Annotated in this window: 11 protein-coding genes; 3 read left to right on the top strand and 8 right to left on the bottom strand. The window is 69.3% G+C overall.

Annotated elements, in window-relative coordinates:
• Positions 1-320: SURF1 family cytochrome oxidase biogenesis protein (locus tag N790_RS02400; RefSeq protein WP_281174823.1), on the bottom strand; the 320-nt coding region annotated here is incomplete at its 3' end.
• 57 nt (positions 321-377) lie between these two features.
• Between N790_RS02400 and N790_RS02395 the strand changes: the two genes are divergently transcribed.
• Positions 378-596 (top strand): twin transmembrane helix small protein, encoded by a 219-nt coding sequence (locus tag N790_RS02395; protein ID WP_043800246.1) that lies wholly within the window; start codon positions 378-380, stop codon positions 594-596.
• Positions 597-656: 60 nt separating this feature from the next.
• Here N790_RS02395 and N790_RS02390 read toward each other — a convergent pair whose 3' ends face one another.
• The 6 genes from N790_RS02390 to N790_RS02370 are packed head-to-tail and all read right to left on the bottom strand — an operon-like array spanning position 657 to position 5,370.
• Entirely contained in the window at positions 657-1,532 is an 876-nt protein-coding gene (locus N790_RS02390; RefSeq protein ID WP_043800245.1) for a cytochrome c oxidase subunit 3, read from the bottom strand.
• Positions 1,533-1,564: 32 nt separating this feature from the next.
• A complete protein-coding gene (locus N790_RS02385; RefSeq protein WP_043800243.1) occupies positions 1,565-2,146 on the bottom strand; it encodes a cytochrome c oxidase assembly protein in 582 nt (193 codons plus the stop codon).
• The gene (locus N790_RS16765; RefSeq protein ID WP_281174822.1) at positions 2,146-2,274 is read right to left on the bottom strand and encodes a hypothetical protein; all 129 of its coding nucleotides are present in this window, start codon (positions 2,272-2,274) and stop codon (positions 2,146-2,148) included. The genes N790_RS02385 and N790_RS16765 overlap by 1 nt, the downstream gene beginning before the upstream one ends.
• Before the next feature lie 40 nt (positions 2,275-2,314).
• The gene (gene ctaD, locus N790_RS02380) at positions 2,315-3,946 is read right to left on the bottom strand and encodes a cytochrome c oxidase subunit I (RefSeq protein WP_043800242.1); all 1,632 of its coding nucleotides are present in this window, start codon (positions 3,944-3,946) and stop codon (positions 2,315-2,317) included.
• A gap of 26 nt (positions 3,947-3,972) precedes the next feature.
• On the bottom strand, positions 3,973-4,848 hold the full coding sequence (gene coxB / locus N790_RS02375; RefSeq protein WP_156969896.1) for a cytochrome c oxidase subunit II: 876 nt from the start codon (positions 4,846-4,848) through the stop codon (positions 3,973-3,975).
• 15 nt (positions 4,849-4,863) lie between these two features.
• On the bottom strand, positions 4,864-5,370 hold the full coding sequence (locus N790_RS02370; RefSeq protein ID WP_043800240.1) for a DUF2244 domain-containing protein: 507 nt from the start codon (positions 5,368-5,370) through the stop codon (positions 4,864-4,866).
• Positions 5,371-5,553: 183 nt separating this feature from the next.
• On the opposite strand from N790_RS02370, the gene putA reads away from it, so the two are divergent.
• Positions 5,554-8,709, top strand: coding sequence for a bifunctional proline dehydrogenase/L-glutamate gamma-semialdehyde dehydrogenase PutA (putA, locus tag N790_RS02365; protein ID WP_245593728.1), 3,156 nt, complete (start codon positions 5,554-5,556; stop codon positions 8,707-8,709).
• Positions 8,710-8,775: 66 nt separating this feature from the next.
• Here the strand turns inward: putA and N790_RS02360 are convergent, their stop codons facing one another.
• The gene (locus tag N790_RS02360; RefSeq protein ID WP_043800236.1) at positions 8,776-9,057 is read right to left on the bottom strand and encodes a hypothetical protein; all 282 of its coding nucleotides are present in this window, start codon (positions 9,055-9,057) and stop codon (positions 8,776-8,778) included.
• Positions 9,058-9,257: 200 nt separating this feature from the next.
• On the opposite strand from N790_RS02360, the gene N790_RS02355 reads away from it, so the two are divergent.
• A partial coding sequence (locus N790_RS02355; RefSeq protein ID WP_156969895.1) for an ExeA family protein occupies positions 9,258-10,202 on the top strand: 945 nt, incomplete at its 3' end.

Raw genomic sequence — 10,202 nt, 5'->3', positions numbered from 1 at the left:
AGGTCCACCAGCAGCGGCGCGCCGCCATCGGGCGCGAACGCGCAGTACAGGCGAATGCCCACCCGCTGGCCGCGGCGCTGGTTGTCCAGCCACAGCGGCGGGGTGTCGAGGAAACGCCCGGCGCCCGACACCTTCAGCGCCTCGTCTCCGGCCTGCGCGCTGGCGGGGCCCAGCGGCCGCGCCGGCGCGGCGAGCGCGGCGGCGGCTTCGGCCAGCATGGCTTCCTTCTCCACGCCGCGGCCCAGCTGCCAGCGGCCCAGCGCCGAGAACCCCAGCACCAGGCACAGGCCGAACAGGGCCAGCAGGACACGGCGTTTCACCACGCGTGGCCCCGCGGGGCGGATAATGCGAAACATTCCTTCCCAACGGCCCTAGCCATGAGCAGCGAGCTGAAAACCCTGGTCATCGTCGCATTCCTCTGCCTGATCGTCTGGAACCTGGGCGCCGGGCTGTACTACATGATGGTGGACAAGGGCCGCACCAACCGCACGGTGAAGTCGCTGAGCTGGCGCATCGGCCTGTCCGTGGGCCTGATCCTGCTGGTGGTGGCCGGCATCGCCACCGGCGTCATCCAGCCGCACGGCGTGGGCCGCTGATCCCCCAGAAAACGAAGGGCCGGCGCGATGGCCGGCCCCGCGTCGTGGTGTCGTGCCGGCTTAGAGCACGTACACGAACAGGAACAGGCCCAGCCAGACCACGTCCACGAAGTGCCAGTACCAGGCCACCGCCTCGAACGCGAAGTGGTGGTCCTTGCTGAAGTGGCCCTTCAGGCAGCGCAGCCAGATGATGGCCAGCATGATCGTGCCCAGCATCACGTGCATGCCGTGGAAGCCGGTGAGCATGAAGAAGGTCGAACCGTAGATGCCCGAGCCCAGGGTCAGGTTCAGTTCCTGGTAGGCGTGGATGTACTCCTCCGCCTGCAGCACCAGGAAGATGATGCCCAGCAGCACCGTGGCGCCCAGCCACACCAGCAGGCCGCGGCGCTGGTTGGCCTTGAGCGCGTGGTGGGCGATGGTGATGGTCACGCCCGAGGAGAGCAGGATCAGCGTGTTGATCAGCGGCAAGCCCCAGGCCGGGATGGTCTCGAAGGCGCCACCGATTTCGCTCGGGCCGTTGGTCGGCCAGCCGGCGCTGAAACCCTGCCACAGGAACTGGTTGGTCAGGGCGCCGTCGCCCTCGCCCGACAGCCACGGCAGCGCGAACTGGCGGGCATAGAACAGGGCGCCGAAGAAGGCCGCGAAGAACATCACTTCCGAGAAGATGAACCACATCATTCCCATGCGGAACGAGGCGTCCACCCGCTCGTTGTACTTGCCGGCCAGCGATTCGGCGATGACGTTGCCGAACCAGCCGAACAGCACCGACAGCGTGGCGAGCAGGCCAATGTAGAACACCGGCTGGCCCCAGGCATGGCCGTTGAACCAGTTCGCCACGCCCACCATGGTGGTGAACAGGGTGATCGAACCGATGAACGGCCACGGGCTGTGGTGCGGGACGTAGTAGATGTTCGGGTCGTCGTGGGTCTGTGCCATGGTGTTCCCCGGTACTCCTGGTAGGCCTTGGGTCACGGCGCCGTGCGGGCGGCGGCGGGCGCGTGCACGCCCTCGCCGATCCGGGCCGTGGCCGCGTCGTTGCTGAAGAAAGTGTAGGACAGCGTGAGCGTCGTGACGTTGTCCGGCAGCGCCGGGTCCACGATGAAGCGCACCGGCATCAGGCGCTCCTCGCCCGCCGCGAGCAGCTGCTCGGTGAAGCAGAAGCACTCGGTCTTGTTGAAGAAGGTGGACGCCGTGGACGGCGCCACCGACGGCGCCGCGTTGCCGACGATGGCATGGTCGGAAACGTTGCGCGCCACGTAGTTCATTTCGTAGAGCTTGCCCGGGTGCACCTGCATGCTCAGCCGGGTGGGCTTGAACTCCCAGGGCAGCTTCGAGTTCACGGTGCCGTCGAACTCCACCGTGACGGTGCGCGATTCGTCCACCGCCAGGCCGGCCACCTGCGCTTCGCCCGCCGGGCCCTGCTCGAGCTTGATGCCGAACACCTTCTCGCAGGCGATGCGGTACAGCGGCACCAGCGAGAACGCGAACACGAAGGACGCGCCCGAAACCAGCGCGATCGTGCGGAAGGTCTTGAGGGACGAGGGCTTCATCACGGGATCATCGCCGCCAGCATGAAGGCCACGTACACGCCCACGGCCACCAGGCCCACGGCCCAGGCCGTGAGGCGGATGCCACGGCGGCGGGAGGCTTCGGTCTTGGTGGCGTCGGGCTGGGTCATGGCGGGGTGCGGCGCCCGCGGGGGGCGCCGCTTCCTTGGCTTAGTGGGTCACGTCGCCGTGGGCCAGGTCGCCGTCCTTGATGACCGGCGGCAGGGTGAAGGTGTGGTGCGGCGCCGGCGAGGGCACGGTCCACTCCAGGCCCTTGGCGCCTTCCCAGGAACGGGCTTCGGCCTTGGCGCCGCCGCGGGCGGTCTTCCAGACGATGTAGGCGAACAGCAGCTGGCTGATGCCGAAGCCGAAGCCGCCGATCGTGGACCACATGTTGAAGTCGGCGAAGGCGACGTTGTAGTCCGGCACGCGGCGCTGCATGCCCGCCAGGCCCAGGAAGTGCTGCGGGAAGAACAGCAGGTTCACGAAGATGGTGGACAGCCAGAAGTGCCACTTGCCCAGCGTCTCGTTGTACATGTGGCCGGTCCACTTCGGCAGCCAGTAGTACACGCCGGCCATGATGCCGAACACGGCGCCGGTCACCAGCACGTAGTGGAAGTGCGCCACCACGAAGTAGGTGTCGTGGTACTGGAAGTCGGCCGGGACGATGGCCAGCATCAGGCCCGAGAAGCCGCCGATGGTGAACATGACCACGAAGCCCAGCGCGAACAGCATCGGGGTTTCGAAGGTCATCGAGCCGCGCCACATGGTGGTGACCCAGTTGAACACCTTCACGCCGGTCGGGATCGAGATGAGCATGGTGGCGTACATGAAGTACAGCTCGCCGCCCAGCGGCATGCCCACGGTGAACATGTGGTGGGCCCACACGATGAACGACAGGAAGGCGATCGCGGCGGTGGCGTACACCATGGCCTGGTAGCCGAACAGCGGCTTGCGGGCGAAGGTCGGGATGATCTCCGACACGATGCCGAAAGCCGGGAGGATCATGATGTAGACCTCCGGGTGGCCGAAGAACCAGAAGATGTGCTGGTACATCACCGGGTCGCCGCCGCCGGCGGCGTTGAAGAAGCTGGTGCCGAAGAACTTGTCGGTCAGCAGCATGGTGACCGCGCCCGCCAGCACCGGCATCACGGCGATCAGCAGGAAGGCGGTGATCAGCCAGGTCCACACGAACACCGGCATCTTCAGCAGGTCGACGCCCGGGGCGCGCATGTTGAGCACGGTGGCGATGATGTTGATCGCGCCCATGATCGAGCTGATGCCCATCAGGTGGATGGCGAAGATGGTGAAGGCCGTGCTGTTGCCGCCCTGCAGCGACAGCGGCGGGTACAGGGTCCAGCCGCCGGCCGGGCCGCCGCCGCCGATGCCGAACACCAGCTGGAGCACCAGCGGCATCAGCAGCAGGGTGAAGGCGAAGGGCATGATCCAGAACGACCAGTTGTTCATGCGCGGCAGCGCCATGTCCGGCGCGCCGATCATGAGCGGGATCATCCAGTTGGCCAGGCCCACGAAGGCCGGCATGACCGCGCCGAAGATCATCACCAGCGCGTGCATGGTGGTCATCTGGTTGAAGAATTCCGGCTCGACCAGCTGCAGGCCGGGCTGGAACAGTTCGGCGCGGATCACCAGCGCCATCGAGCCGCCGACGAAGAACATCACCAGCGAGAACACCAGGTACAGGGTACCGATGTCCTTGTGGTTGGTGGAGTAGAACCAGCGCTGGAAGAAGCTCTGCTTGTGCTCGCCGTGGTGGTCGGCGTGGGCAGCGTCAGTGTGTGCCATGGTCTTGTGCCTCTCTCGGGTTCTTCTCAGCCCTCGCCGCCCGCGGCGGCGGGGGCGGTGGCGGCGATGCGGGCGGCCTCGGCCAGGTCACCGGCCTTCTGGGCGGTCAGCCAGGCTTCGTACTCGGCGCGCGGGACGGCCTTGACGACGATCGGCATGAAGCCGTGGTCCTTGCCGCACAGTTCGGCGCAGACGCCGCGGTAGGTGCCCGGCTGCTTGATTTCCGTCCAGGCCTCGTTGATCAGGCCCGGGATGGCGTCCTGCTTCCAGCCCAGCGCCGGCACCCACCAGGCGTGGATGACGTCGTCGGCGGTGATGACGAAGCGGATCTTGGTGTCGGTGGGCAGCACCAGCACGTTGTCGACGTCGCGCAGGTAGTGCGGCGCCTGCTCGGCGCTGGGCTTCTCGCCGCTCTGGCGGATGCGGTCGGATTCGCGGTCGAGGCGGGAGATGAAGTTCACGTCCTCGCCGACGATCTCGTAGCGCCACATCCACTGGTAGCCGGTGACCTTCACCGTCATCTCGTGGCCCTTGGCGTCGTACTGCTCGATCACCTTGGTGGTGGCCGGCACGGCCATCACGACCAGGATGAGGATGGGGATCACCGTCCAGATGATCTCGAGCTTGGTGCTGTGGGTGAACTCCACGTCCGGCTTGGCGCCCTTGGACTTGCGGAACTTCACCATGGCCACGGCCATCGCGCCGAAGACCACCACGCCGATCACGACGCAGATCCACAGCATCAGCATGTGCATGTTGTAGGCGTTTTCCGCGGTGCGGGTGACGCCCTCGGGCATGTTCAGCTGCCAGCGGACCGGCTCGCTGTCGGCCCAGGCCGTGGCGCTGGCCGTGGCGGCCGCGAGGCCGGCGGCGACCCTGGCGGCAATGGCGCTTGCATTCATCGCTTTCATCCGAACTTACCCCAACGTGTGGTCTTGGTCCCGGCCCCGGCCCGAGGCCGACGCCAGCAGTGTCTTCAAGCGGGCCGCGAGGTCGCGGCGCTCCTCGAACGAGAGGAAGGCCCCGACTTCGACCTGCCGGCCTTGCGAGCCCAGCAGCACCCGTTCCCTTCCCTCGCCGCCGTCCACCTGCACGCGCACCCAGTAGGGATGCGCCTCGAAGGCGGGCTGGGCCTGGGCCGAGCGGCGTACCTCGAGGTGGCGCTCGTCGAGCGCGATCACCTCGAAACGCTCGCCCTGGCGCCACACCCATCGCAGCACGAACGCGATGAAAGCCGCGTCCAGCACCGCGAAGGCCGGGGCCAGGACATTGCCCTGGCTCCAGGCGACCCCGGCCACCCCGAAGGCGGCCAACGACAGGGCCAGGAACAGGCCGGTGAACTGCCTCGCCGTCATGGCGCGCCTTGGCCGGAGCACCAATTGGGCTCCGGGGCCTGGCGGCGCCGAAACGACGAGTTCGATCACGCGGACGCTCCGCGACCCGGTTACGGGAGAACCGTGAGATTCTAGCGACCCCCGCGAGGGGGGGGCAAGCCGATACCCCCCCGGGGAATGCGGGAAACGTGAAGGGCGGCGGCTTTCGCGCCCCGGGCCCGGGGCTTAGAATCCGCGTTCTCGCGCGCCCCGCGCCGACCCTTGTGGACCCCCGTGAAGCCGATCCTCAGCCCTGAACTGCCCGGTGCGCCGTCGGAACTGCGCGCCCGGGTGACCGCTGCCTTCCACCGCGACGAGGCCGAGCACCTGGCCGAACTGCTCGACCAGGCCCGCCTGCCGGCCGACGAGCAGGCCAAGGTGCAGGCCACCGCCGTGGCCCTGGTGGGCCGCACCCGCATCCGGGCCGCCGACCCGGGCATGGTCGAGGCCTTCATGCGCCAGTACGACCTGTCCAGCGAGGAGGGCGTGCTGCTGATGTGCGTGGCCGAGGCCCTGCTGCGCATCCCCGACCGCGCCACCGCCGACAAGCTCATCCGCGACAAGCTGGGCGACGCCGACTGGGACCGCCACATGGGCCAGTCGAACTCGGTGCTGGTGAACGCCTCCACCTGGGGCCTGATGCTCACCGGCCGCATGGTGAACCTGGCCGAGGAAACCCGCCGCAACGCCATCGGCGCCTTCCGCCGCCTGGTGGGCCGCGCCGGCGAACCGGCCATCCGCCTGGCCGTGCGCCAGGCCATGCGCATCATGGGCCACCAGTTCGTCATGGGCCGCACCATCGCCGAGGCGCTGGAGCGCAGCCGCAAGGGCGAGCAGGCCAAGTACCTGTATTCGTTCGACATGCTGGGCGAGGCGGCCTTCACCCAGGCCGACGCCGACCGCTATTTCCGCGCCTACCGCGACGCCATCGAAGCCATCGGCGCCGGCGGCCCCTACCCCGACGTGCTGGCCGCGCCCTCGATCTCGGTGAAGCTCTCGGCCCTGCATCCGCGCTACGAGCTGGCCAAGCGCGCCCGCGTGCAGGCCGAACTGACCCCGCGCGTGCTGGAACTGGCCCGGCTGGCCAAGGCCAAGGGCATCGGTTTCACCATCGACGCCGAGGAATCCGAGCGCCTCGAGCTGAGCCTGGACGTGATCGTCGGCGCCTTCGCCGACCCGTCGCTGGACGGCTGGGAGGGCTACGGCCTGGCCGTGCAGGCTTACCAGAAGCGCGCGCCGTTCGTGATCGACTACCTGGCCGATGCCGCCCGCAAGGCCGGCCGCCGCATGCCCATGCGGCTGGTCAAGGGCGCCTACTGGGACAGCGAGGTCAAGAAGGCGCAGGCGGAAGGGTATGCGGGCTACCCGGTGTTCACCCGCAAGGCCAACACCGACGTGAGCTACCTGGCCTGCGCGCGCCGCATGCTGGCGGCCAGCGACGCCATCTACCCGATGTTCGCCACCCACAACGCCCAGACCATCGCGGCCATCCACCACTTCGCCAAGGGCCAGCGCTTCGAGTACCAGAAGCTGCACGGCATGGGCGACGACCTGTACGCCGAAGTGATCCCGGCCGACCGCCTGGGCGTGCCCTGCCGCGTGTACGCGCCGGTGGGCTCGCACGAAGACCTGCTGCCCTACCTGGTGCGCCGCCTGCTCGAGAACGGCGCCAACTCCAGCTTCGTCAACCGCATCACCGACGAATCGCTGCCGGCGGCCGAGCTGGTCGCCGACCCGGTGTCGGTGGTGTCCGCCTACGCCAGCAAGCCGCATACCCGCATCCCCCAGCCGCGCGACCTCTACCGGGCCGCCGGCGAAGACAGGAACAATTCCATGGGCGCCAACCTCGCCAACGACGACACCCTCGCCACCCTCGCGCGCGACATCAACGCCGCGCTCAAGCCGGTTTCGGCCACGCCGCTGGTGCCGGGCGCCAGCGCCGCCGGCACGCCGGTGGCCGTGACCAATCCCGCCGACCGCCGCGAGCGCGTGGGCGAGTGGACCGGCGCCGACGCCGCCACCGTGGAGCGTGCGCTGACCAATGCCGTGGCCGCGCAGGAAGGCTGGGACCGCATGCCGGCCGCCAGCCGCGCGCTCATCCTGGAGCACGCCGCCGACCAGCTGGAAAAGCGCATGCCCGAGTTCATGGCGCTGTGCGTGAAGGAAGCCGGCAAGTCGCTCTCGGCCTCGGTGGCCGAGGTGCGCGAGGCGGTGGACTTCCTGCGCTACTACGCCATGCAGGCCCGCAAGCTGTTCGGCGCGCCGGAAAAGTTGCCCGGCCCCACCGGCGAATCGAACGAGCTGTGGCTGCACGGCCGCGGCGTGTTCGTGTGCATCAGCCCGTGGAACTTCCCGCTGGCCATCTACCTGGGCCAGGTGGCCGCGGCGCTGGCCTCGGGCAACAGCGTCATCGCCAAGCCGGCCGAGCAGACCACGCTCACCGCCTTCGTCGCCACCCAGCTGCTGCATGAAGCCGGCGTGCCGAAGGACGTGCTGCAGTTCGTGCCGGGCGACGGCGCCACCGTCGGCGCCGCGCTCACCCGCGACCCGCGCGTCGCCGGCGTGTGCTTCACCGGCTCCACCGAAACCGCCTGGGCCATCAACCGCGCCCTGGCCGCGCGCAATGCGCCCATTGCCGCGCTGATCGCCGAAACCGGCGGCCAGAACGCGCTCATCGCCGATTCCTCCGCCCTGCCCGAGCAGCTGGTGAAGGACGCCATGACCTCGGCCTTCGACTCGGCCGGACAGCGCTGCTCGGCCGCGCGCGTGCTGTTCGTGCAGTCCGACATCGCCGACAAGGTGCTGCACATGCTGGCCGGCGCCATGGACGAACTGGTGGTGGGCGACCCGGGCCTGCTGTCCACCGACGTGGGCCCGGTGATCGACGAGGACGCCCGCAAGGTGCTGGCCGAGCACGCCGCGCGCATGGACAAGGAAGCCACCCTGATCAAGGAAGTGAAGCTGCCCGAGGCCACCGCGCACGGCTGCTTCTTCGCCCCGCGCGCCTACGAGCTGAAGTCGCTGTCGCAGCTCACCCGCGAAGTGTTCGGCCCGGTGCTGCACGTCATCCGCTACCCGGCCGACCAGCTCGACCAGGTGCTGGCCGACATCAACGCCACCGGCTACGGCCTGACCCTGGGCATCCACTCGCGCATCGACGCCACGGTGGAGAAGATCGCCCGCACCGTGAAGGTGGGCAACTGCTACGTCAACCGCAACCAGATCGGCGCCGTGGTGGGCGTGCAGCCCTTCGGCGGCGAAGGCCTGAGCGGCACCGGCCCCAAGGCCGGCGGCCCGCACTACCTGCTGCGTTTCGCCTCCGAGCGCACCGTCACGGTGAACACCACGGCGGCCGGCGGCAACGCCTCGCTGCTCACGCTCGACGACTGACGCGCCCCGCCCCCGCGGCATGGCACGAACGGGCAGCGCGCCTCGCGGCGGCTGCCCGTTCCGTTTTCAGCGCAGCAGGTCCTGGCTGGCGTAATAGGTGCAGCTGCAGGTGCCGCCCACGCCGCAGACGCCGGACTTGTACGAGCCGAACATGCCTTCGCCGTAGCAGAAGTCCAGGCAGCTGTTCCGGCGCTCGGTTTCGCGGATGGCGCACTGCTCGTCGATCAGCTCCCGCTCGGTGGGCATCCAGGGCGGCCGCTCCAGGTCCAGATTCGGCGGGTAGGCCGCCGCCAGGCCGCCCACCGCCAGCAGCAGCGCCGCCAGCCACGGCCTCGTCGTTTTCGTCATCGTCGTCTCCTCCGCGCCGACAGGGCGCAGGCACACGATCCGCCGCGCGCGCCCGCGCCGAATCGGCGTTGTCCCGGCGCGGCGGTCAGCCGGCTTCTGCGGCGCGGCGTCGAAGCCCGCCCGGCGCCGCCGTGGAAAACCCGATTCCTGCGCGCCGCCCCGTCGTGGCATCCTGACAGCCCCTTTCCGCCGAGCCGCGCATGTACCTCGAGCACTACGGCCTGAACGAGCCGCCGTTCTCGATCACCCCGGACCCGCGCTTCGTGTACCTGAGCGAGCGGCACCGGGACGCGCTCGCGCACCTGCTGTTCGGCATCGGCCAGGGCGGCGGCGGCGGCTTCGTGCAGCTCACCGGCGAAGTGGGCACCGGCAAGACCACGCTCTGCCGCCTGCTGCTGGAGCAGCTGCCGGAAAACGTGCGCGTGGCGCTGGTGCTCAACCCGCGCGTCAGCCCGCTGGAGCTGCTGGAGACGATCTGCGAGGAGCTTCGCATCGACACCGCCGGCCGCCAGGGCAGCCTGAAGGCGCTGGTGGACGCGCTCAACCACTACCTGCTCGACGCCTACGCCCAGGGCCTGCGCGTGGTGCTGATCATCGATGAAGCGCAGAACCTGGGCGCCGACGCGCTGGAACAGGTGCGCCTGCTCACCAACCTGGAAACGCCCACGCAGAAGCTGCTGCAGATCCTGCTGCTGGGCCAGCCCGAACTGCGCGACCTGCTGGCGCGCGAAGACCTGCGCCAGCTGGCCCAGCGCGTCACCGCGCGTTTCCACCTGACGCCGCTCGACGCCGCCGAAACCGAGGCCTACCTGCGCCACCGCTACGCCGTGGCCGGCGGCACGCGTTTCCCCTTCACCAAGCTGGCCATCAAGCGCATCCACCACCATTCCGGCGGCGTGCCCCGGCTTGTGAACATCATCGCCGAGCGCGCGCTGCTGGCCGGTTACGCGCACGACGAAGTGCAGATCGGCGAACGCTGGGTCGACCAGGCCGCGCGTGAAGCCCTGGCGCCAAGGCTGTCGCGGCTGCCGAAGCCGAACCTGGCCTGGGGCGTGGCCGGCGTGCTGGCCGTGCTGGCCCTGGCGCTGGCCCTGCGCGAGCGCGCACCGCCGCCGCCCGCGCCCGACACCGCCGCGGCACGCACG

It is taken from the genome of Arenimonas malthae CC-JY-1 (assembly GCF_000747075.1).
Lineage (GTDB): Bacteria > Pseudomonadota > Gammaproteobacteria > Xanthomonadales > Xanthomonadaceae > Arenimonas > Arenimonas malthae.
Note: the sequence above shows the minus strand (reverse complement) of the source record. Positions and strands in the feature narration are given on the sequence as shown.

Excerpts from the sequence above, each read along its gene's own strand:
- N790_RS02395 (WP_043800246.1), top strand. The coding sequence starts at position 378 with ATGAGCAGCGAGCTGAAAACCCTGGTCATCGTCGCATTCCTCTGCCTG.
- N790_RS02390 (WP_043800245.1), bottom strand. The coding sequence starts at position 1,532 with ATGGCACAGACCCACGACGACCCGAACATCTACTACGTCCCGCACCAC.
- N790_RS02385 (WP_043800243.1), bottom strand. The coding sequence starts at position 2,146 with ATGAAGCCCTCGTCCCTCAAGACCTTCCGCACGATCGCGCTGGTTTCG.
- N790_RS16765 (WP_281174822.1), bottom strand. The coding sequence starts at position 2,274 with ATGACCCAGCCCGACGCCACCAAGACCGAAGCCTCCCGCCGCCGTGGC.
- ctaD (WP_043800242.1), bottom strand. The coding sequence starts at position 3,946 with ATGGCACACACTGACGCTGCCCACGCCGACCACCACGGCGAGCACAAG.
- coxB (WP_156969896.1), bottom strand. The coding sequence starts at position 4,848 with ATGAATGCAAGCGCCATTGCCGCCAGGGTCGCCGCCGGCCTCGCGGCC.
- N790_RS02360 (WP_043800236.1), bottom strand. The coding sequence starts at position 9,057 with ATGACGAAAACGACGAGGCCGTGGCTGGCGGCGCTGCTGCTGGCGGTG.